At 43.4% G+C, this 20,249-nt stretch carries 23 protein-coding genes; 15 read left to right on the forward strand and 8 right to left on the reverse strand.

All coding sequences use genetic code 11. The annotated features are described in order from the left end of the window. Window positions 1–23 precede the first annotated feature (23 nt). The 3 genes from ABXS78_RS06250 to ABXS78_RS06260 are packed head-to-tail and all read left to right on the forward strand — an operon-like array spanning window position 24 to window position 4,846. Window positions 24–959 (forward strand): sugar ABC transporter permease, encoded by a 936-nt coding sequence (locus tag ABXS78_RS06250; RefSeq protein WP_366249378.1) that lies wholly within the window; start codon window positions 24–26, stop codon window positions 957–959. Beyond that, window positions 956–1,780: a carbohydrate ABC transporter permease gene (locus tag ABXS78_RS06255; protein WP_366249379.1), complete on the forward strand. Its 825-nt coding sequence runs from the start codon at window positions 956–958 to the stop codon at window positions 1,778–1,780. Before ABXS78_RS06250 ends, ABXS78_RS06255 begins: the two co-directional genes overlap by 4 nt. 24 nt (window positions 1,781–1,804) lie before the next feature. Beyond that, window positions 1,805–4,846 carry a glycoside hydrolase family 2 TIM barrel-domain containing protein gene (locus tag ABXS78_RS06260; protein WP_366249380.1) on the forward strand — a complete coding sequence of 1,014 codons (3,042 nt, stop codon included), beginning with the start codon at window positions 1,805–1,807 and terminating at the stop codon, window positions 4,844–4,846. 38 nt (window positions 4,847–4,884) lie between these two features. On the opposite strand, the gene ABXS78_RS06265 is transcribed toward ABXS78_RS06260, so the two are convergent. Both ABXS78_RS06265 and guaC read right to left on the reverse strand, forming a co-directional pair. Continuing rightward, on the reverse strand, window positions 4,885–5,208 hold the full coding sequence (locus ABXS78_RS06265) for an antibiotic biosynthesis monooxygenase (RefSeq protein ID WP_366249381.1): 324 nt from the start codon (window positions 5,206–5,208) through the stop codon (window positions 4,885–4,887). Between the two features lie 459 nt (window positions 5,209–5,667). Further along, a complete protein-coding gene (gene guaC / locus ABXS78_RS06270; protein ID WP_366249382.1) occupies window positions 5,668–6,651 on the reverse strand; it encodes a GMP reductase in 984 nt (327 codons plus the stop codon). A gap of 156 nt (window positions 6,652–6,807) precedes the next feature. Here guaC and ABXS78_RS06275 point away from each other — a divergent pair, with 156 nt between their 5' ends. Further along, the gene (locus ABXS78_RS06275; protein ID WP_366249383.1) at window positions 6,808–7,461 is read left to right on the forward strand and encodes a reverse transcriptase-like protein; all 654 of its coding nucleotides are present in this window, start codon (window positions 6,808–6,810) and stop codon (window positions 7,459–7,461) included. A gap of 29 nt (window positions 7,462–7,490) precedes the next feature. Here ABXS78_RS06275 and ABXS78_RS06280 read toward each other — a convergent pair whose 3' ends face one another. The 3 genes from ABXS78_RS06280 to ABXS78_RS06290 all read right to left on the reverse strand — a co-directional run bounded on the left by ABXS78_RS06280 (window position 7,491) and on the right by ABXS78_RS06290 (window position 8,511). Further along, window positions 7,491–7,880, reverse strand: a complete 390-nt coding sequence (locus ABXS78_RS06280; protein ID WP_095222879.1) for a hypothetical protein — start codon at window positions 7,878–7,880, stop codon at window positions 7,491–7,493. A 100-nt stretch (window positions 7,881–7,980) separates the two neighbouring features. Further along, a complete protein-coding gene (locus tag ABXS78_RS06285) occupies window positions 7,981–8,259 on the reverse strand; it encodes a hypothetical protein (RefSeq protein ID WP_366249384.1) in 279 nt (92 codons plus the stop codon). A 111-nt stretch (window positions 8,260–8,370) separates the two neighbouring features. Continuing rightward, window positions 8,371–8,511 carry a hypothetical protein gene (locus ABXS78_RS06290; RefSeq protein WP_366249385.1) on the reverse strand — a complete coding sequence of 47 codons (141 nt, stop codon included), beginning with the start codon at window positions 8,509–8,511 and terminating at the stop codon, window positions 8,371–8,373. 194 nt (window positions 8,512–8,705) lie between these two features. On the opposite strand from ABXS78_RS06290, the gene solA reads away from it, so the two are divergent. The 4 genes from solA (at window position 8,706) to ABXS78_RS06310 (ending at window position 12,663) form a co-directional block, all read left to right on the forward strand. Beyond that, window positions 8,706–9,827, forward strand: coding sequence for an N-methyl-L-tryptophan oxidase (gene solA, locus ABXS78_RS06295; protein ID WP_366249386.1), 1,122 nt, complete (start codon window positions 8,706–8,708; stop codon window positions 9,825–9,827). Between the two features lie 111 nt (window positions 9,828–9,938). Then, window positions 9,939–10,109, forward strand: a complete 171-nt coding sequence (locus tag ABXS78_RS06300) for a hypothetical protein (RefSeq protein ID WP_176465717.1) — start codon at window positions 9,939–9,941, stop codon at window positions 10,107–10,109. 222 nt (window positions 10,110–10,331) lie between these two features. Further along, a complete protein-coding gene (locus ABXS78_RS06305) occupies window positions 10,332–11,795 on the forward strand; it encodes a peptidoglycan DD-metalloendopeptidase family protein (protein ID WP_366249387.1) in 1,464 nt (487 codons plus the stop codon). Window positions 11,796–11,883: 88 nt separating this feature from the next. Further along, the gene (locus ABXS78_RS06310; RefSeq protein ID WP_366249388.1) at window positions 11,884–12,663 is read left to right on the forward strand and encodes a nucleotidyltransferase domain-containing protein; all 780 of its coding nucleotides are present in this window, start codon (window positions 11,884–11,886) and stop codon (window positions 12,661–12,663) included. 32 nt (window positions 12,664–12,695) lie between these two features. Here ABXS78_RS06310 and ABXS78_RS06315 read toward each other — a convergent pair whose 3' ends face one another. Then, window positions 12,696–12,869, reverse strand: coding sequence for a hypothetical protein (locus tag ABXS78_RS06315; protein ID WP_176465718.1), 174 nt, complete (start codon window positions 12,867–12,869; stop codon window positions 12,696–12,698). A 513-nt stretch (window positions 12,870–13,382) separates the two neighbouring features. On the opposite strand from ABXS78_RS06315, the gene surE reads away from it, so the two are divergent. The 6 genes from surE to ABXS78_RS06345 all read left to right on the forward strand — a co-directional run bounded on the left by surE (window position 13,383) and on the right by ABXS78_RS06345 (window position 18,705). After that, window positions 13,383–14,171: a 5'/3'-nucleotidase SurE gene (surE, locus tag ABXS78_RS06320; RefSeq protein WP_366249389.1), complete on the forward strand. Its 789-nt coding sequence runs from the start codon at window positions 13,383–13,385 to the stop codon at window positions 14,169–14,171. Between the two features lie 14 nt (window positions 14,172–14,185). Beyond that, window positions 14,186–15,205, forward strand: a complete 1,020-nt coding sequence (locus tag ABXS78_RS06325; RefSeq protein WP_366249390.1) for an ABC transporter substrate-binding protein — start codon at window positions 14,186–14,188, stop codon at window positions 15,203–15,205. An 18-nt stretch (window positions 15,206–15,223) separates the two neighbouring features. Next, the gene (locus ABXS78_RS06330; RefSeq protein ID WP_366249391.1) at window positions 15,224–16,930 is read left to right on the forward strand and encodes an iron ABC transporter permease; all 1,707 of its coding nucleotides are present in this window, start codon (window positions 15,224–15,226) and stop codon (window positions 16,928–16,930) included. Further along, a complete protein-coding gene (locus ABXS78_RS06335) occupies window positions 16,927–18,006 on the forward strand; it encodes an ABC transporter ATP-binding protein (RefSeq protein ID WP_366249392.1) in 1,080 nt (359 codons plus the stop codon). Before ABXS78_RS06330 ends, ABXS78_RS06335 begins: the two co-directional genes overlap by 4 nt. An 82-nt stretch (window positions 18,007–18,088) precedes the next feature. Continuing rightward, entirely contained in the window at window positions 18,089–18,466 is a 378-nt protein-coding gene (locus ABXS78_RS06340; protein WP_095222888.1) for a DUF2513 domain-containing protein, read from the forward strand. A gap of 41 nt (window positions 18,467–18,507) precedes the next feature. Further along, complete coding sequence (locus tag ABXS78_RS06345) at window positions 18,508–18,705, forward strand: hypothetical protein (RefSeq protein WP_366249393.1); 198 nt, start codon at window positions 18,508–18,510, stop codon at window positions 18,703–18,705. A gap of 194 nt (window positions 18,706–18,899) precedes the next feature. On the opposite strand, the gene ABXS78_RS06350 is transcribed toward ABXS78_RS06345, so the two are convergent. Beyond that, window positions 18,900–19,052, reverse strand: a complete 153-nt coding sequence (locus tag ABXS78_RS06350) for a DUF4021 domain-containing protein (protein WP_366249394.1) — start codon at window positions 19,050–19,052, stop codon at window positions 18,900–18,902. 74 nt (window positions 19,053–19,126) lie between these two features. Next, a complete protein-coding gene (locus ABXS78_RS06355; RefSeq protein ID WP_366249395.1) occupies window positions 19,127–19,399 on the reverse strand; it encodes a hypothetical protein in 273 nt (90 codons plus the stop codon). 227 nt (window positions 19,400–19,626) lie between these two features. Here ABXS78_RS06355 and ABXS78_RS06360 point away from each other — a divergent pair, with 227 nt between their 5' ends. Next, on the forward strand, window positions 19,627–20,238 hold the full coding sequence (locus tag ABXS78_RS06360) for a cell wall hydrolase (protein WP_095222891.1): 612 nt from the start codon (window positions 19,627–19,629) through the stop codon (window positions 20,236–20,238). The last annotated feature ends 11 nt before the right edge of the window (window positions 20,239–20,249 follow it).

Consider the following 20,249-nt stretch of genomic DNA (forward strand, 5'->3'; position numbering starts at 1 on the left):
TCTTTCGAAAGGAGCCCACATTCATGAATATTCCTGAAAAACTAGGACCGGAAAAACTTGCAGAAAAACCAGCACCGCGTCCAGCACGATCCCTCAGGCTGAAAAATACATTGGTCGGCTGGACATTTGTTGCGATAGCTTCACTTTTAATTGGAATATTTTATTTCTTCCCGATGGTGCAGGCATTGATAATGTCGTTCGAGTCTGGCAGCGGTGTGAATCTGTCATTCGTCGGATTTGAGAACTATATCCGTCTATTTCAGGACCCTGTATTTCTGACTACGGTCAAGAATACGGTCATCTATTTGATCATCCAAGTACCAGTCATGATTTTGTTAGCATTATTCCTGTCTGTTGTACTGAACAATAAGACACTGAAATGGAAGGGATTCTTCCGAACAGCCATTTTCCTTCCGTGTGTAACATCACTTGTTGCATACTCAGTTGTGTTTAAATACCTGTTTGCACCAGACGGTATCGTGAACATGACCTTGCTGAAGATCAATCTGGTTTCTGAGCCAATTCAGTGGCTGACAGACCCGTTTTGGGCGAAAATCACCATCATCCTGGCAATCACATGGAGATGGACTGGCTACAATATGATCTTTTATTTGTCTGCTCTTCAAAACGTGGATCGATCCATCTATGAAGCTGCAAAAATCGATGGTGCTTCTGCTATCCAGCAGTTCTTCAAGATTACGATTCCGATGCTGAAGCCGATCATTCTATTCACATCCATCACATCGACAATCGGGACATTGCAATTGTTCGATGAGGTAATGAACATTACAGCTGGGGGACCAGGAAATGCCACCATGACCATTTCCCAATATATTTATAACTTGTCCTTCAAGTACACGCCTGACTTTGGCTACGCTGCAACTGTTTCCTATGCCATCGTAATCTTGATTGTTATCTTCTCGATCATCCAATTCAAAGCGGCAGGTGATAAGAAATGAGACTATCCAACAAAGTAATCGGTTATCTTTTCCTCAGCATCTGTGCGATCATTTCCATCTTCCCGTTTTACTGGATGGTTGTCAGCATGACAAACACGTCTACTGATGTTACGAGAGGGAAATTACTGCCCGGTGGACATTTTATTGAGAACTTCAAGAATCTGCTTCAAACAGTAGATTTAGTGCCAGCATTGACGAACTCAGCAATCATTGCAGTCGCTACAACAGTCCTTAGCTTGCTGATAGCTTCTTTGGCGGGATATGGATTTGAAATTTATCGCAGCAAAGCAAAAGATGTCGTATTCAATATCTTACTATTGTCGATGATGATTCCATTTGCGGCCTTGATGGTGCCTTTGTTCCGTATGTTCGGCAGTATCACACCAATCTTTCCGTTTCTCGGAATTGATACACTAACTGCTGTAGTGCTGCCGAGTATTACGACAGCATTCCTTATCTTTTTCTTCCGTCAGAGTACAAAAATGTTTCCTAAAGAAATTTTGGAAGCAGGACGGATTGATGGCTTGAAGGAGATTGGTATCTTTTTCCGAATTTATGTACCAACGATGAAGACAACATATGCCGCTGCAGCCATCATTACATTCATGGCCAGCTGGAATAACTATCTCTGGCCGCTAGTCGTCTTACAGTCACCAGATAAACAGACGATTCCATTGCTTATTTCGAATCTAGGTTCCAGCTACTCGCCCGATTACGGCATGATCATGATGGCAATCGTTATTGCGACATTGCCGACAGCGATTATTTTCTTCTTTATGCAGAAGCATTTCGTAGCAGGAATGATGGGTTCCGTGAAGTAACAGAAAGAGAGGGAGGAAGTAAATATGACAATCAATACAAATGTAATTCCAAGTTTGGATTGGCTTTCGGATACAAGTGTGTTCGCGGTGAATCGTGTTCCAGCTCATTCTGATCATGTGTATTTTGAAACTTTGGAACAGGCCAAGGCAAAGAAGGATATGCCTTGGCGCCACAGTCTAAATGGAAAATGGAAGTTCCATTACGCACAGAATCCTGCTGTTCGTCCTGCAGATTTTTACAGTGCAGCATACGACAATAGTCGTTGGGATTCCATTACTGTCCCAGCTCATATCCAACTGGAAGGGTACGGGACACCGCAATATGTGAATACGATGTATCCATGGGATGGAATACATGATATCCGGCCTCCTCAGGTGCCGATGGAGGATAATGCCGTTGGCAGCTATGTGAAACATTTTACTGTACCAAAGCATATGGAAGACATGCCGTTATACATCTCTTTCCAGGGTGTAGAGTCTGCATTCTATGTTTGGCTGAATGGTCAATTTGTCGGTTACAGCGAGGACAGTTTTACACCAGCAGCATTCGATCTGACAGCATATCTCCAGCCAGGTGAGAACAAATTGGCGGTAGAGGTGTATCAGCGCAGCACAGGCAGCTGGCTGGAGGACCAGGATTTCTGGCGCTTCTCCGGTATTTTCCGTGATGTGTATCTATACACGACACCTGAGCTGCATGTTTTTGATTTGTCTGTACAAGTACGATTGGATGAAACGTATTCAAAAGGATCGCTAAAGGCAGCCATGCTATTCCAAGAGGATATACCAGCGGCTGCAAAAATAACAGGCAGCCTTTATGACAAGCATGGAAGCTTAGTACAGGAAGCTGAAGGATTATTCCATGAAAAAACAGCTGTCGTTTCATTTCATGTAGATTCACCGCAACTATGGAGTGCGGAAGATCCTAATCTATATTCGCTTTATCTGCAAGTTTACAATGAGGAAGGGCAGCTCGTCGAAGTCATTCCGCAGACCGTCGGCTTCCGCCGTTTCGAGATGATAGACAAAGTGATGTGCTTAAACGGTAAGCGGGTTGTTTTCAAAGGTGTCAATCGACATGAATTCAATGCTCAATCAGGAAGGGTCGTTACCGAAGAAGATATGCTGTGGGATATCAGAACGATGAAGCAGCATAATATCAATGCTGTCCGGACTTCTCATTACCCGAACCAGACTCGGTGGTATGAGCTATGTGATGAGTATGGTTTGTATGTTATCGATGAGATGAACCTGGAATCGCACGGTTCCTGGCAGAAGCTTGGACAAGTGGAGCCATCCTGGAACGTACCGGGCAATTTGCCTGAATGGCAGGATATCGTCATGGACCGGGCAGTATCCATGCTGGAACGGGATAAAAACCACCCGTCCATTCTGATCTGGTCCTGTGGTAATGAATCGTACGCTGGCGAAGTCATCGTCAATGTTGCGAATTACTTCAGGGAAAAGGACCCGAGCAGGCTTGTCCATTATGAGGGCGTGTTCCACGCACGGGAATACGATGAAGCAAGTGATATGGAAAGCCGGATGTATGCCAAAGTGGAAGACATTGTAGAGTATCTGGAAAGTGAACCGGAGAAACCATTTATCAGCTGTGAATATTCCCATGCGATGAACAACTCGTTGGGCGGGATGTACAAATATACTGATTTGGAAAATGCCTATCCAATGTACCAAGGCGGTTTTATCTGGGATTACATGGACCAGGCACTTCTGAAAAAGAATCGTTACGGTCAGGAATTCCTTGCATATGGCGGCGACTTCCAGGATCGGCCGACTGATTATATTTTCTGTACAGATGGCATCGTCTTTGCCGATCGTAAACTTTCTCCGAAAATGCAGGAAGTGAAATATCTTTATCAGAATATCAAATTGGATATAGATGATAAAAAAATTGTAGTGCGCAATGAAAATCTCTTTGCCGATACAAGTGCCTATGAATTGGTCTTGGCAGTGCGTAGAGAAGGAGAAAGCTGTTATGAACGAAGCATTGAACAAGATGTTTCGGCTGGTCAGCAAGCAGAATATGAGATAGATATTCCAGCAAGTGTTATAGCAGAACCAGGAACATACACAATCGATGCCAGCATGAGATTGCGTGAAGCAGCATTATGGGCGGATGCAGGATTTGAAATCGCATTCGGGCAATATGTTTTGGAGAGAAAAGCAGAGATTCCTAAAGCTGCGGGTACGCTCCGTGTTGTCGAAGGAGATGTGAATATCGGCGTATATGGCAATGATTTCTGTGTTCAATTCTCAAAAGCAGCAGGCAGTTTGACGTCGCTTCGTTATGACGGAAAGGAACTGATTGAGACACCTCCTCATCCGACATTCTGGCGGGCAAGCACGGATAATGACAACGGCTATCAGCATAGCTATACAGCTGGAGTCTGGCTGGCAGCCAGTGTAGCGAGGAAATGTACGGATGTGGCTTTGGATATAGGGACTGAGCAAGTGGATGTGACATTTACCTATGCATTTTCAATAGCAGAAAAGCTGCAAGTCCAAACAATCTATTCCGTGTTCCCGGATGGTTCTATCCGTGTGAAAGCAGTGTACCAAGGGGCAGAAGGATTACCAGATCTGCCGACATTTGCTCTTTCTTTCCGGACTTCTGCAGATTATAGCAATTTGGAATGGTTTGCCCAGGGGCCAGAAGAGAACTACGCGGACAGAAGTCATGGAGCGAGGCTCAGCCGGTTCCGGAATACGGTTCAAACAAACGGTACAGCATACGTACGACCGCAGGAATCTGGCACAAGGACGGGAGTTCGCTGGCTGAAGCTTACCTGTGAAAAGGGAAGCGGGATTGAGCTTCAATCTGATGATAAGCCGATTACATGCAATGCATCTCCGCATACTGCTTTGGAGATTGAGCAAGCCAGTCATGCTTATGAATTGCCGCCAGTACACTATACTGTGCTTACTGTTTCTGGCAAACAGATGGGTGTAGGGGGCGATGATAGCTGGGGAGCACCGGTGCACCCGGAGCATAGGCTATCATCTGATGGAGATCACAGCTTCACTTTTACTATCAAAAGGGTATAAAGAAACCCCCCTCTGATCAGGCAGAGGGGGGTGTTTGATTATGCGAAGCTTGCTTCTTCATATTGCAGCAATGTCTTCGTCATGACAGGTGCTTGATCTTTGTCTTTATTTTCTTTCCGCATTGCACGGTGCTCTGCGACATGTGATTCTCGGGAGATCCAGGCTACGAAATCAGCTTTTTGATCCCACTTGGTAACAATAGCATAAGCGACTGTATCACTTTTTTTTGTATCTTTGTTCCAGCATTCGGCTGAATGCAAGCCAGCCACATCAGTCAGTTCTTCCATCGTATGCTTTACTTTATTTATAATTTTATCTTGGGCGTCGAGTGCACCTTCGAAAATAACTTGATTGACAAACATAGGATTGCCTCCTCATAAATCTCGTTCTCCTTTAAAGCTACCAGAATGCTGGGGAACAGTCAATGAGAATGATTATCAGTATTGAAGGAAAGTTGTGGAGTATAAACTTTCTGTCATACTTTTACAACGTGAGGATGTCCTGTCATAGTTATATATAAACTGAATTTTTCGACATGTGGGGGCGCGGTATGTTTGAGTCTGACTTCGTTAATCTGATTATAGAAATAATAAGCACGTTGGCATTATTTCTAATTGTAACCTATACCATTTTTGACGATATTAAACAGGATGCGTTTATGCTTGTATTATTCATTATTATGTCTATTGTGATGATCAAATCTATCGTCATGAGAATAGTGAAATTCATTAAGAGCACTCAAAAAGCTGACTGATATATCAAATGAAATACGTCATGAAATAACAAACGGGCTGTCGGTATTAACTCGACAGCCCGTTTTATCAATAAACTTTATCGCCATTAAAGATACTATTTTTAACAACAACATAATCAACGTTGCGGATTGCTTCTAATTTTGTACCGCCAGCATAAGAGATGGAAGACTGAAGGTCTTGTTCCATTTCTGTCAAAGTATCTTGAAGTGACCCTTTGTGCTCAACGAACATTTTCTTGCCTTCGACATTACGTTTTTCGCCTTTTTGGAACTCAGATGCAGAACCGAAGTATTCTTTGTACAGCTTGCCATCTTTTTCTACCGTGTCGCCAGGTGATTCCTCATGACCGGCAAACAAGGAGCCGATCATGACCATAGATGCTCCGAAGCGAACTGATTTGGCGATGTCGCCATGTGTGCGGATACCGCCATCAGCGATGATTGGCTTGCTTGCTGCTTTCGCGCACCAGCGCAGTGCTGCCAGCTGCCAGCCTCCAGTTCCAAAGCCAGTTTTGATTTTTGTAATACAAACCTTACCTGGCCCGATGCCTACTTTCGTTGCATCAGCTCCAGCATTCTCAAGCTCCCGGACTGCTTCTGGTGTACCGACGTTTCCGGCAATGACAAAGCTTTCCGGCAAATGCTTCTTGATGTGCTGAATCATGCGGATAACAGCATTGGAATGACCGTGAGCGATATCAATCGTAATAAATTCAGGTACCAAAGCTTTGCTTGCCAGTCCTTCTATGAAACCATATTCGTCTTCTTTTACTCCTACACTAATTGATGCGATCAGATTCTGTTCCTGCATTTTCTTGATAAAGGCTTCTCTTGTTTCAGGTTCGAAACGATGCATCACATAGAAGTAATTATTTTCAGCCAAATAAGTGGCGATGTTTTCGTCAATGATCGTCTGCATATTTGCCGGTACGACTGGCAGACGGAATGTATGGTTTCCAAGTGTAGCAGTCGTATCGCATTCTGAACGGCTGTCTACTACGCATTTTGCGGGAATTAATTGAATATCTTCGTAATCAAATACATTTTCCATGTTTATACCCCTCTAAAGACGAATTATTTTTGGTGGTGACTTTTATTTCGTTCGCCCTTTGGTACTATACAATAATTCAGAAAACAAAGCAAAGGTTTTATTCAAAAAATAAAAATATAATTAAATGGGGTAGAATAATAGGGGAGGGATAGTAAAGTGAAATTGCGAATGAAGATGATCTATCGTACACCTAAAGGAACGGAAGCGGAGTTCTTGTCAGATTATTTGCCGCCAGGTGCTGCGCTTTTACTGATGGAAGATATGCAGCAGAGCGGAAGAGTACCGCAGTTAGAGCTTCTGGATCAATATGAGACAGAATGGACCATAAAAGAATTGCGCAGCTACATGAAGGAATTGGAAACAGAGCCGCATAATGTCCGCATGTATGTGGATGGAGGTTTTGATAAGGAAACAGGCAGAGGCGGCCTTGGCTGTGTTATCCATTATGAACAGAGTCAAAAGGAATACCGTCTTCGTCGTAATCAGGAAATGGAACAGCTTATCTCAAATAATGAAGCGGAATATGCAGCCCTCTATTTTGCGATAGGTGTTTTGTCCGAAATAGGAGTGAAAGATCAGGGAATCGAGGTATACACAGATTCCCGAACCGTCGTCAATCAGATGTCGGAAGAGTGGCCAGTTTATGAAAAAGAACTGAAATACTGGGCAGATAAAGTGGATGATGTGGTGAAGAGGATCGGGTTAACGGTGCAATATGCCCATGTGGACAGAAATCAAAACAAAGAAGCAGATCAGCTTGCAAGCCAAGCTTTGAAAAGTATCCAAATTGACAGCACGATACAAAAATAACCGCCCAAGCTAAGCTTGAGCGGTCATTCTTATTTGGAAGTCTGTTGATCAAGAGCTTCAATCAAACTAGTCTTGGTAGAACCAGATGCTGCTTCCACTAATGCTTGGAAACGTTCTGTCAGCAATTCCTTGTTTTTATACTCCTGCGGATGGTTCTGATTGTAATAGAAACGGAAGATAGCTTCCTCAGAGAAATGCTGTTTTCCGATCTTAATCATGAATCCTACAGGAAGCTTATCATAAGCATATGCTGCTTTTGTCTCGACTAGCGGCGTTTCCGCTACAGCTGTTTGGTTTTCAGTTGCCAGCTGTTGAATTGCCTGCTTGATGAATTTCTTGCGGGCACGCTTCTTCTTAGAACGCATGTTCATCTCAGCAAGAACTTTATCCAGACTTTCGGTTTTCGTAAGTACTGTCACGACTAAAAACTCCTCTATTATTGTCTGCAACCTCTATCATATGATATTTTCGCAGATTTTAGAAGTCTAGCAGTAGAATTGCTAACTTTCTGACAAGTTATCAATAATAGTAAGTGTCGGAATACGTTGGATCTGATTCAAATAGTGCTATACCGAGAATCATGAAAATCATGAAGACAAGGAAATAAAGTACGATAACTGCGGCCATTACGATAAATGTAGCAATGGCATAATTCCTTCTTGGATTGGCACGATCAGCTGCCCAGATGATCAGCATGATAATATTGACAAGCGGAATTCCTGTTAATACCAATGTCCATACCCATTGCATAATTCTCATTTGACCATTGCTTTGATGGTCTCTTTGTTGTGGTTCCATAAATAAATCGCTCCTGACTTAGGTAAAATAATGACAGAAATAACTATAATGGATAGTTTCTGTTAATTCAACCAGTGTCAGTAAACCCTACAAAGCTGGTATGAAGCTATTTTAGGGACTTTTCTCCTGATTCGCTGCCCGCTCCAGTCTTTGTTTCGTTTCCAGCATTTCTTGCCGTGTCATCGGATCAAAAAGACCTTCCGCAAGGGTTTTATCAATATATTGGATTGCTTTGTCCAATTGGGAATCCATTTTCTTGGCACTCCTTCTCCATAGGTTTTCTCTACTACCGGGATTTGTTAATACTTCCAGTATAATGACACATAATCACATCTTTTATACTAGGTAAATTGCAGTCTGATTCCTGAAAATATTATAATTCTAGAGGTTGTCCGCCAATCCCTCTTTCGATATGCTTAATTTATTGAAAAGTTGAGGTGAAACAGATGCTATACGACATCATCATTCTCGGGGCTGGTTCAATGGGGATGAGTGCAGGTTATCAGCTGGCAAAGAAAGGCCAAAAAGTATTGACGGTGGACAGCTATCATCCTCCGCATACACACGGGAGCCACCACGGGGAAACAAGGATTATCCGTCATGCATACGGCGAAGGGGAGGCTTATGTTCCATTTGCCCTCCGTGCTAGAGAATTGTGGAAGGATCTGGAGCAGAGGATCAAAAAAAGCATTTTGCTTGAAACAGGTGTATTAAACTCCGGTCCTGAATCAAGTCCTTTTATACAAAATGTCATTAAGAGTGGTAAAAAATATGATTTGGATGTGGAAAAGCTTACTTCTGAGGAAATGAAAAAACGGTGGTCAGGTTTGACTATACCCTCCGATTATATTGGCGCTTATGAAAAGGATGCAGGTTATCTGCTAACGAATCAGATTTTGAATGGTTACGCCGGGCTGGCTGCTTCTCATGGAGCTCAACTTGCAGGAGGGCAGCGTGTAGAAAAAGTACATATAAAAAAAGGCAAGGTCGAAGTTAAGACTAATAATGGAATATACAGTGGGAAGAAGTTGATTGTAACAGCAGGAGCATGGGGAGGAGAATTACTGTTACAGCTTGGACTGCAGCTGCCGATTACAGTCATTCGGAAGACATTCGCTTGGCTGCATGCTGATGAATCTTTTCAAGAAGGCAAATTCCCTTGTTTCAGCTTTGACACAAATATGGGTACATATTATGGATTTCCTGATATAAACAGGACTGGATTTAAGATCGGACGCCATGACACCGGCTTGCCGATACACCCAGATCAAAAGAGTGCTCCATTCAATGATGGTGATGCAGAAGAGCTGCTAAGCTTCCTGTCTCGATTTATGGGAGGCGGAACATTCCGGCTGCGGGAAGGGAAAACATGCATGTACAGTATGACTCCCGACGAAGATTTTATCATTGATCATCATCCGGATCACCCTGAAGTCATGTTCGCACTCGGCTTTTCAGGCCATGGATTCAAATTCGCCAGTGCAGTAGGTGAAGCTCTCAGTGAAATGGCACTGGAGAAGGAATTGACAGTGGATATGAAGCCTTTTCGTTTAAAGAGATTTGAATAGATGCAGATTTTGATGGTTATTGTTAAAGAATGGACATAAATCAAAGCAAGGTAACTTTCTATCATGTTATAATAAAGGAATAGACTATTTTTTGTAAGGAGATGCTGTATCATGCCACCAAGCGTGCGTTTGATTCTGATCTTGGCGGTGGCCTTGCTTACTGTCGGGCTCTTATTTTATGGAGCTGTCAAAAGTAAGCAGATGAGGGTGCCTTTCATGATTTTGGGGATATTATTAGCATTCATCTATATCGTTTCATTTATCGTATTATTTGTTATATAAAAAGCATGCACAAATATCGTGCATGCTTTTTATATTTTCTACAGGAAAGCGTACCATTCATTTCTAGGAACAGTGAAATTGAAACATTATTGTAATGTTTTGTCACACTTTCGTATAGTATACTGTTTCCGGAGATTACTTTATTTTCTATTCATTACAGATTAATCATACTAGGGCTATAAGAATCAAAATCAAATAAATAGATTCACAGGGGGAACGGATTTGAGAAAAAAATGGCTGCATATCGGTTTGGCTGCAGTGATCGGAACTGCTGCACTTGTCTTGCCGGTATCTAGTAATGTTGCTTTTGCCTATGAGGATTTGGATGAACAAAGAGAAGAAGTCGAACGGAAGAAATCGGAGAATGAAGAGCAGCAAACAGAGAAGTCAGAGAAGCAGGATGACTTGCAGGCTGCTGCTGCGAAACTCCGCACTGAGTTAGAGAAAATCGATGGCAAAATCAGTGAAACGAACACCAAACTAGCAGATACAGAATCTGAGATTTCCAGCTTGGAATCTGATATTGATACATTGAAGAAGGAAATTGCTGATCTTGAAGTCCGGATCGAAGAGCGTCACGGTTTGCTGAAGGATCGGATGCACTCTTTGCAGAAAAGTGGGGGTCAGGTAAAATATTTGGATGTCATCATGGAATCCAAGAGTTTTTCGGACTTCCTGAACCGTGTTGATGCTGTAAGCACAATCATGGGAGCCGATCAGGATTTGATGGAAGCTCAGCAGCAGGACTTAGAAGATGTTGAATCTAAGAAATCAGAGCGTCAAACAAAGCTTGTTCGTGTAGAGAAGCAGGCAGATGTCTTAGAAGAGACAAAGCAAACCTTGACAGATCAGCAGGAAGAGAAGGACAAGCTTATTGCAGAGGTTATGGAAGAATATGATGTAACTTCTGAGGAACTTGTCAGTCTGAGTGAAGAATCCGCATTGCTGGCTGCCCAGGAAGAAGCTATTGCTGCAGAGGTTGCTTACCGTGATAAGCAGAAAGCAGAGGAAGAAGCACGCAAGGAAGAAGAGCGTCAGCGTGCAGAGCAAGCAAAGCAGGAAGAAGCTGCTAGAGTAGCAGCAGCTGAAAAAGAAGCAGCTGCCGAAGCGGAAAAAGCTTCTGCATCTGCTGCAAGCGAATCGACAGTAAAACAAGTGCCGAAGCAGGAAACATCTGAGCAGAAGCAAACAGCAGATACGAAGTCGACATCTGCTAAGTCAGCTCCAGCTAAACAGGCAAATACTGCACCAAAACAGGAGCAGCAAACATCCAAGGTTCCTGCGTCCAGTGGTGATTTCATTACACCAGCACCTGGCAGTATTACTTCCGGTTTCGGACCAAGATGGGGTACATTCCATTACGGAATCGATATTGCGAAGCGTGGGTCTAATGTGCCGATTTGGGCAGCAGCTTCTGGTACGGTGTCACAAGCCTACTATTCTTCCAGCTACGGAAATGTGATTTTTGTGAGCCATTCTATTGATGGAAAAACATATACAACTGTATATGCTCATTTAACATCCATGAAAGTAAGTGCAGGTCAGCGTGTCTCCCAAGGGCAGCAGATCGGAACAATGGGGAATACAGGTATGTCTCAAGGGCAGCACCTTCATTTCGAATTGCACACAGGTGCATGGAACGGCAGTAAATCAAATGCAGTGAACCCGATTCCATATTTGAATTAAGTAAAACTCCAACACTCGTAAAGGGTGTTGGAGTTTTTTTGCATTTGGTGTAAAATGGAAGGAATATATGGAAAAAGGAGGGAGATGAATGCACCAACCAGCATTAGATAGACTAGCAGATATTTTGGCAAATGAAGAGGAAGTTAAAGCCATATTCGTAAAAGGATCTTTTGGCAGAGGAGAACAGGACCCGTACTCTGATATAGATTTATATTGCCTAGTGGAAGAAAATGACTTAAATCACTTTCTAACAAAAAGATTGACCTTGCTTTCCGCATATAAAAATGTGCTTTATAGCGAAGAGCTATTTATAATTGCGCCGCAGTTAATTGTTGTTTACGATGACTTCCTCCATGTGGATTTGTTCACAGTAACGGAAAAGACGTTTAAACAGAGCGACCATTTTCAAACTCTTTATGATCCGCATCACTTGCTGGATCAATTCAAAGAAACACAAAAGCTGACGATGTCAGATGAAGAATACGGCAGCCAGATAATAGATATGACATGGTTTCTCTTCCAGTATCGAAAAGCTGCTCTGCGAGAGAATGGTGCATGGGCAGCTGCTATGCTTCAGCAAGTTACCGATCCGCTCGCCAGAATGCTTTTGCATCATTATGCACCTGGTCGTGCACAACTTGGTTTAAAACGAGCGGAGCAGCTGCTGCCTTTCTCTATTTTTTCCGAGTTCAAAATAATCTTGGAAAATGTCACTCCATCAGGACATCAAAAAGCAGCAACTGCTATTCTTCATCTGCTCACCCGAGAACAATCTTTTCTGGAAAATCGGCTTAAAGGAGCCGAAAAACAAGTAATCTATCCTTTTTTTCAAAAGTTGATTGCAGAAGTATCTCTTCTTAATAAGTAAAAGAAAAAGCGATATCCTTTAGGATATCGCTTTTAATCTATACTAGCTTGAACCGACCACCGGACATCGCTATTCGTCTGTGAATTAAGCTTCTCCATCAGATCTGTTGCTTCCATTTCATTACGGAACAGCATATCTGAAGATGAACTAGAATGTTTTAGGTAGGTTTTCGTTCCGTTCGCTTCTCGGACAATTCTGTAGAGCATCGAACCCACTTCCTTACCTATTTATTATATTTCTATATCCATTGTCTCATAGGAAATGACGAATGTATATGAATTAAATCGAATATACCATTAAGATTCTGTGGCAAATTAGTATAATCTGCATTTTCTTAGCAGACTTCTAACAGAGAGTAGGTCAAAAGTAATTACAAGTTTTTCTATGCACATGAAAAGGATCAATTTATGTATATATTGTAAATTATTTACGTTCAAACAGACAGAGTGATAGATAAATGTCTGTTCTTATTGAGAATAAGCCTCCGGTAACAATTTTCTTTCTTTTACAACAATTAAACATATCTTCACAATACTTTAAACACTAGCTTCACAATCAGCTTGTACAGTTAACAATATAGGAACAATTGAAAGGAGTAATGCTGTGAAGAATATGTATTTTTCTTTAATGTTGCCATGGAGCGAACCTCAGGAAAAGATAGTGCAGAATGCAGCTGAAAGCTGTTTGTCTGGCTTTATGCAAGCAGAGGAGGGCGTCACATGAAAATATTGGTTACCAATGATGACGGTGTCTTCTCTCCTGGTGTAGAGGCGATGATTGAGACACTGCAGCATTTCGGCGAAGTATATGTCGTTTGCCCAGATCAGGGATTCAGCGCTGTCAGCCAATCCATTACTTCACGGCAGCCTGTTCGTGTAAAGGAGATGTATCATTTTCCGGGTGTTGCTGGAGCTTGGAGTTTGAACGGTACTTCTGCTGATTGTGTCAAGCTCGGTGTGGAAGTACTGCTTCCGGAAACACCGGATTTCCTTTTCTCAGGGATCAATCTGGGACCTAGTCTGGGGAGGGATGTGTATTATTCCGGCACGATGGCTGCGGCTGTGGAGGCTGCCCTATATAACATTCCGTCTGCCTCCGTCAGCTTGAATATTAGCTCTGTTCACCATGTAAACTATTCCAAGGTAAAGACTCTTTTCTATCAGGTTGCAGAAGTTCTGCTCCAGCATAGATCGAAATCGGTCGGTTTACTGAATGTGAATTTGCCGAATGTCGATAAACGGGAGTACAAAGGGATTCAAGTCATCCCGATGGACATGAGTGTATCGCGGTATCGCTTCGTTGGCCTGCATGATCCTCATGGTGAAGTATATTATTGGCTGAAGGATCAGCTTCGGGAGCTGGAGAACTTTCATCCGGCAAGCGATTATCTTTTGTTAAAAGAAGGATACATAACCGTCTCACCAATTGAATTGCGCACCCACTATAAACGCAAACAAGAACAAGTAGAACGCTGGTTTAAGTCTATGGAGACAAATACATCAGAGTAAAGGGAGAGATTGAGATGAAAAGAAAATGGATGGCAGGTATCGTAGGTACTGCATTGTTTGCACTTACAGCATGCGGGCAAGAGGAAGCCGGTACCAGTGCAGGTGCTTCGGACGGAGAAATCGCCGGTACGCTCAGCTTCTATACATCCCAGCCGGATGCGGATGCTCAGAAATTGGTCGAGGGCTTTGAAAAGCACTACCCGGAGGTGGAAGTGGAAACATACCGTTCTGGTACCGAAGAAGTGATTTCCAAGCTGAATGCGGAGAAGATGGCAGGAGATGTACAAGCCGACGTCCTGCTCGTGGCGGACAGTGTGACATTTGAGGATTTGAAAGAGCAGGATATGCTGCAGGCCTATGAGTCTGGAGAATTGGATAGCGTCCCGGATGAATTCGAAGATGCTGATCATTATTATACAGGAACGAAAATCATGGCAACAGGAATAGTAGCCAATACCGAATCGGGTGACGTACCAACTAGCTGGAGTGCATTAGAAGAAGCTGATGCAAAGGCTCAGACAGTCATGCCTAGTCCGCTTTACTCTGGTGCTGCAGCATACAATCTTGGTGTTTTGACCAGACAGGATGCTTTTGGCTGGGAATTCTATGAAAAGCTCAAAACCCAAGAAACTGCAGTAGTAAAGGGGAACGGTGATGTATTGAAATCTGTTGCTTCCGGTGACAAGCAGTATGGTGTGATTGTCGATTATCTTGCTGCCAGGGCCAAAGCGGATGGATCTCCAGTTGAGCTCGTTTATCCAGAGGAAGGTGTCCCGGTCATCACGGAACCGATCGGTATCACAAAGGATACCGACAACACTGCAGCAGCAGAAGCTTTTGTTGATTATGTTTTATCTGAAGAAGGACAAAAGCTGGCAGCAGAGCTGGGTTATACCCCGATCCGTGAAGGAATCGATGCTCCGGAAGGGCTGAAGACATACGATGACATGAAAGTATTACAGGCTGATACTGAAGCATTGTATACATCACGCAATAAAGACAAACAGCAATTTGAGGACCTGTTCGGTAAATAAGCAAATGGAGGGCAACCCATGCAACAAACTATGAAATCAAGGCAGCTGGAAGAAGGCGGGCATACCGCCCTCCGCAAGCTTCCTGCTATAATCGGGATGCTGATCCTCATCTTCTTTTTCCTGCTGCCGATTGTCAGGCTGATCATAATGAGTTTCACCTCTGGAGAGAGCCTCTCTGTCAGTGCTTATTCAGAGGTGCTCAGGGAGTCTGTCACTTGGAAAACACTTTGGAATACAATTTATATTGTCCTCGGCAGTACTGTCTTGTCCATGATACTCGGCATAACGATGGCTGCAATCATGGCATATACTGATGTTCGCGGTAAGTCTGCTATGCAGCTGTTCATCTATTTGCCTTTCATCATTCCGTCTTATATTACGACACTCGCTTGGGTACAATTTTTCAGCAGTTCAGGTCCGCTTGGTAGATTGCCTGAATGGCTGATGCCTAATCTATACAGTGTCGGAGGAATTATATTCGTACTCGGTATATCACATTACCCGCTTGTCTATTTGATGACAGTACAAGTGTTCCGCAGAATTCCTCGTGATGCAGAACTTGCTGCAATGGTTTCGGGTGCGTCACGTATCTCAACCTGGAGAAAAGTGATTCTTCCGATGGCCCTGCCTGGTATTTGCAGCGGCGGTTTGCTAGCGTTCTTATCCAATCTGGATAACTTCGGTGTGCCAGCTTTTCTAGGTATACCTGCGAATATACGTGTACTGAGTACATACATCTATGAACAAGTCATCGGCTATGGACCAAGTGCCTTCAGTCGGGCAGCTGTTCTTTCCGTATTGCTTGGTATCGTTGCTGCAGCTGCTACGCTGATTCAAGTATGGCTTTTAAGAAGAAGCAAAGTTACAGAAACAACTGTGCCGGATAATGAGCCTCGAATCCAGCTGCGCCCAAGCCGGAGGAAAATCTTGCAGACAGTCCTTTGGATATTTCTGCTAAGTACAAGCCTGGTGCCTTTTTTTGCAATGGGTACAGTCAGTTTGGTTCAAGCATATGGAATCGATTTGACATGGGAGAATTTATCTCTGGAAAATTATCGCTATATCTTATTTGAGGATGAAAAAGTAATTCGATCCTTAAGCAATAGTCTTCTGCTAGGACTCATCACTGCATTTGTCTGTCTTATTTTCGGAACTATATTTGCTTATTACCGTTCCCATAAGCAAGGAAGATTTCCAAAGGTATTGGAAGCGATTATTACGATGCCTTACGCTCTACCAGGAACAGTACTGGCGCTATGTATCATTTTGATGTGGATGCAGCCATTACCTGGCTGGTATCCAGGTGTGTATGGCACACCAGCTATTCTATTAATCGCTTATATCACGCGGTTCTTTGTATTACAGTTTCGAGGCAGCTACACTGCTTTCTCGCAGTTGGATGCTCGGATGGAAGAGGCAGCGCGGACGAACGGCACAAATCTTATTACAAGATGGAGGCAAATTCTCTTGCCGCTTATTTTGCCTGGTGTCCTGAGTGGTGCGCTGCTTGTTTTGCTGACATCGCTGACAGAGTTGACTGTCTCCAGTATGCTTTGGTCAAGCGGTGCCGAGACAGTCGGAGTGATTATTTTCAGTTTCGAGCAAGCTGGTTACAGCACGTACTCGACTGCATTTTCGTCATTGATTGTCCTGGCAATTCTGCTCGGGGGTATTGCATATCTCGTGTTGCAGCGTAAATGGAGTCAAAGGGGGAAAAAAGCATGATTACATTACAAGGATTGGAAAAGCATTATGGGAAAACCGCTGCATTGAGCCAAGTGGATCTGACGATACCACAGGGGGAATTCCTCGCCATTCTCGGTCCGTCTGGCTGCGGAAAAACTACATTGCTGCGATTGCTGGCTGGTTTCATGAAGCCTACGGCTGGAGCTATACGATTCGGTAATACAGAAGTAGCTAATTCCAAACATAGCAGCAAGCCGGAAAATCGTAATATAGGTATGGTTTTCCAATCGTTTGCCCTTTGGCCTCATATGACTGTCGAGGATCATATACGCTTTGCATTGAGAAATCATCGTTTTACTCGAAAACGGACGGTCGAAGAACAGGCAGAAAGAGTAACAGAGGTATTGCAGCTTGTCGGAATGGAATCTTTCCGGAAAAGATATCCTGCAGCTCTATCAGGCGGACAGCAGCAGCGTGTAGCATTAGCTCGGGCAATCGCTCCGAAACCTGATATTCTGCTCATGGATGAACCGCTTAGTGCTCTGGATGCGGAATTGCGTATCAGTATGCGAAAGGAAATCAAGCAGATTCACAAGAAGCTGGGTGCCACCATCATCTATGTTACGCATGATCAAGGAGAGGCTTTGGCAATGGCTGATCGAGTGCTTGTCATGCAGCAAGGCAAGATTGAACAAGCAGATGCTCCAGAAACAATCTATCAGCGTCCGAGAACTCCTTTTGTGGCTACGTTTGTTGGAAAAGCAAATTTAGTAAAAGGTACGTGGCATGGTGACCATTTTGTACCTGCCGGCAGTCAAATACGCTGGCGGGATAATGGCGTATCAGAAAAGCTGAAACAAAAGCAGCTTTATCCTGTCCGACCGGAGGAATGGCAGCTGTTACCGGCAGAAGCGGATGGATTGAAAGGAGAAGTAATCATAAGCCAGTTTCAAGGAACAGAACGGCATTATGTGATTCGGGTGGACAGTCAGGATTATCAAGCATCTCAGCCAATTGCTGCTTCAGCATGGCGTGAAGGAGAGCTGGTGTCGTTGCAGGCAAGAGCAAAAGAGATGCAGTATACAACCGAAGAAGTGCTGATAGAATTAAGATAATAGTAAAACTGGACTCCCGTGAAAGGGAGTCTTTTTTCTTGAAGGAAATTGGATACAAAGACAGAAATAATGGATAGAGGTGATGCGTTTGAAACGGGATATGTCTCTTATCAGAAGTCTCCTGCTGGATATTGAAGCAGAGTTCACAGAGGGAGGTTTTGCGCTGGAAGTAACAGAAGAGGATGAGTATTCCGAAGAAGAAATGAATTATCACTTGCAGCTGATGAAGGAAGCGAAATTAATTAAAATGGATACCGTTCTTGATGAGGAAGAGGAAGAAGAGGAGCTGCTCATCTATGGGTTGACCTGGGATGGACATGAGCTCCTGGACAGTATCAGGGAAGAGGAAGTATGGCAGCAGCTACTCGTGAAGCTGAAGAGAGAGAAGGGCAGTATGCCGTTTTCCGTTCTGCGTAAACAGGCGGCGAAAGCAGCGGAAGCATTTTATGCTTCCGAATAATTTATCAAAAATACGATTACGATCGGCACAGAAGTTAGTAGATGATGATAATGAAATTTTTGAAAAAAAGAAGTTTTAATTACTGGCCAATTTGGCAAAACAGAAGTATCAAGATTATGGGAGGGTTAAATATGCTCTGCATCTTTTCCGCCGCGAGGGATAAGTTCCGGGAAGACCACCAAAAACAGCAGCAGGCGGCTAAGCAAGGCGCCAAGACTGATACTGCTGCTAAGAAATAAGAAAAAGCTGCGCACTTATAAAAAGCGGATGCGAAGTAAAGACTACAGATAAAAAGCAAAAGAGGTGCAGGCAGGTGCGCAGTCGGTCTACATTCATCAAAGGATTCATGTTAGGGATTGTCATTGCCCTGGCAGTATGGTTCGTCGTAACTTATATAGCTTCTAAATTTGTATGATATAAGAAAACACAGCTGTTATAGCTGTGTTTTTTTCTGCTTGTGGGCGTTGTTTTCATATTCTGTTTCCGGATGACCGTATTCGCCATTCATCGCCTGTTCATCCTGATCTAAACCGATCGCTTCTGCTGCTTCATCACGCTGATTCGATTTATCTTGTCTTTGCTGCATCTATCCCACCTCCTGTCGATAGTGTGGCACTCCTGACAGTAATTATGTAAGGACAGTCTAGCTGCCCCTCTATTTTAACGCTGTTGAGTGGAATAGTAATAGTTGTTATACGGATAAGGTGTTGGATATGGATAAGGAACAGGATAAGGCACTGGGTAAGGAGCGTTATATCCATATTTATAACCATAGCTCGGTCCGCTGATTAAAGCACTGCCAAGAAGACCTCCTGCCAACCCGCCAATGAATGGGATGAAAGCGAATCCGAACCGCTGATCCTCCTGGTTTATTCTGTAGTCTGTTGTATATGTTGATTGTCCATATGGATGCGAATAGTGTGTATAGCTCATAAACATTCCTCCTGTCCCTTTACTTTATGCACAGCAGTCTAGGGAAGGATGGGCAAGTATCTTGACGATTGAGAAAAGATTTCCAAGCTAGAAACTCATTGGCAGGACTAGTTTTCAGGCAAGGACATACACTAGTAATGACACGTTCATGTTTGTAAGCCAAGGTGACTGGGTATTAAGCGTTATGGACTAATTTTGGACATACATAACGAGAAAAGGACTTGATTATGCAGAAACTTCTTACGCTTTTTTTATTGACTTTCTTTTTTATCAGTAACCTATGTCTGGTTTTATACCTGCCATTAAAGGATCTGAAACAGAATGTCTATCCTGCAAGAGTTTATGCGGATGAAAGAACCCAGCCAATGCTATCGGAGAAGGATACGCATTCTGAAAACGGACCTGCATCCATCGTCTTATCTGAAAGAGATGATCGAACCAAAGACTTGGCGGAAGCGACAATCGAACAAAAACAGTATTCAGCTGAAGAAATCGAGCTGCTTCAAAGGTTAGTACAAGCTGAGACGAGCGGAGAGGACTATCCCGGCAAGGTGGCAGTGGCTACTGTAGTCCTTAATCGTATCGAAAGTGATGAATTCCCTGATTCAATTCATGATGTAATCATGCAGAAGGGGCAGTTTCAGCCTGTAAGCTCGGGTGTCATATGGCGAAGTGAACCAACAGAAGAAACGGTACAAGCAGTGGCGGATGCATTGGTGCAAAAAGATAACATGCAGGACATAGTCTGGTTCATGAATCCGGAAACAGCTACTACAAACTGGATAGCAGAAACACAGGAGCATGTGGAACAGATTGGCAACCATGTTTTCTACCGTTAATATGGAGGTGG

The organism is Terribacillus aidingensis, from assembly GCF_040703035.1.
GTDB lineage: Bacteria > Bacillota > Bacilli > Bacillales > Amphibacillaceae > Terribacillus.

Bases quoted from the DNA above. Each gene is read 5' to 3' on its own strand.
- ABXS78_RS06290 (WP_366249385.1), bottom strand. From the start codon at position 8,511: ATGGATTCCCAATTGGACAAAGCAATCCAATATATTGATAAAACCCTT.
- ABXS78_RS06345 (WP_366249393.1), top strand. From the start codon at position 18,508: ATGATGATAATGAAATTTTTGAAAAAAAGAAGTTTTAATTACTGGCCA.
- ABXS78_RS06260 (WP_366249380.1), top strand. From the start codon at position 1,805: ATGACAATCAATACAAATGTAATTCCAAGTTTGGATTGGCTTTCGGAT.
- ABXS78_RS06330 (WP_366249391.1), top strand. From the start codon at position 15,224: ATGCAACAAACTATGAAATCAAGGCAGCTGGAAGAAGGCGGGCATACC.
- ABXS78_RS06350 (WP_366249394.1), bottom strand. From the start codon at position 19,052: ATGCAGCAAAGACAAGATAAATCGAATCAGCGTGATGAAGCAGCAGAA.
- surE (WP_366249389.1), top strand. From the start codon at position 13,383: ATGAAAATATTGGTTACCAATGATGACGGTGTCTTCTCTCCTGGTGTA.
- ABXS78_RS06355 (WP_366249395.1), bottom strand. From the start codon at position 19,399: ATGAGCTATACACACTATTCGCATCCATATGGACAATCAACATATACA.
- ABXS78_RS06285 (WP_366249384.1), bottom strand. From the start codon at position 8,259: ATGGAACCACAACAAAGAGACCATCAAAGCAATGGTCAAATGAGAATT.
- ABXS78_RS06360 (WP_095222891.1), top strand. From the start codon at position 19,627: ATGCAGAAACTTCTTACGCTTTTTTTATTGACTTTCTTTTTTATCAGT.
- ABXS78_RS06325 (WP_366249390.1), top strand. From the start codon at position 14,186: ATGAAAAGAAAATGGATGGCAGGTATCGTAGGTACTGCATTGTTTGCA.
- ABXS78_RS06300 (WP_176465717.1), top strand. From the start codon at position 9,939: ATGCCACCAAGCGTGCGTTTGATTCTGATCTTGGCGGTGGCCTTGCTT.
- ABXS78_RS06255 (WP_366249379.1), top strand. From the start codon at position 956: ATGAGACTATCCAACAAAGTAATCGGTTATCTTTTCCTCAGCATCTGT.
- ABXS78_RS06250 (WP_366249378.1), top strand. From the start codon at position 24: ATGAATATTCCTGAAAAACTAGGACCGGAAAAACTTGCAGAAAAACCA.
- solA (WP_366249386.1), top strand. From the start codon at position 8,706: ATGCTATACGACATCATCATTCTCGGGGCTGGTTCAATGGGGATGAGT.
- ABXS78_RS06340 (WP_095222888.1), top strand. From the start codon at position 18,089: ATGCGTTTGAAACGGGATATGTCTCTTATCAGAAGTCTCCTGCTGGAT.
- guaC (WP_366249382.1), bottom strand. From the start codon at position 6,651: ATGGAAAATGTATTTGATTACGAAGATATTCAATTAATTCCCGCAAAA.
- ABXS78_RS06315 (WP_176465718.1), bottom strand. From the start codon at position 12,869: ATGCTCTACAGAATTGTCCGAGAAGCGAACGGAACGAAAACCTACCTA.
- ABXS78_RS06265 (WP_366249381.1), bottom strand. From the start codon at position 5,208: ATGTTTGTCAATCAAGTTATTTTCGAAGGTGCACTCGACGCCCAAGAT.
- ABXS78_RS06335 (WP_366249392.1), top strand. From the start codon at position 16,927: ATGATTACATTACAAGGATTGGAAAAGCATTATGGGAAAACCGCTGCA.
- ABXS78_RS06310 (WP_366249388.1), top strand. From the start codon at position 11,884: ATGCACCAACCAGCATTAGATAGACTAGCAGATATTTTGGCAAATGAA.